The organism is Ammoniphilus sp. CFH 90114, from assembly GCF_004123195.1.
In the GTDB taxonomy this organism is placed as follows: Bacteria; Bacillota; Bacilli; order Aneurinibacillales; family RAOX-1; genus YIM-78166.
On record NZ_SDLI01000077.1, the window covers coordinates 1 to 314 of the forward strand.

Sequence of the window (314 nt, forward strand, 5' to 3'; positions counted from 1 at the left end):
AAGTCGAACGGTAACAGGAAGCAGCTTGCTGCTTTGCTGACGAGTGGCGGACGGGTGAGTAATGTCTGGGAAACTGCCTGATGGAGGGGGATAACTACTGGAAACGGTAGCTAATACCGCATAACGTCGCAAGACCAAAGAGGGGGACCTTAGGGCCTCTTGCCATCGGATGTGCCCAGATGGGATTAGCTAGTAGGTGGGGTAACGGCTCACCTAGGCGACGATCCCTAGCTGGTCTGAGAGGATGACCAGCCACACTGGAACTGAGACACGGTCCAGACTCCTACGGGAGGCAGCAGTGGGGAATATTGCAC

At 55.7% G+C, this 314-nt stretch carries 1 rRNA gene; it reads left to right on the plus strand.

Annotation, left to right across the window (positions count from 1 at the left end):
• Positions 1–314 (plus strand): 16S ribosomal RNA (locus EIZ39_RS26265); the annotation flags it as partial.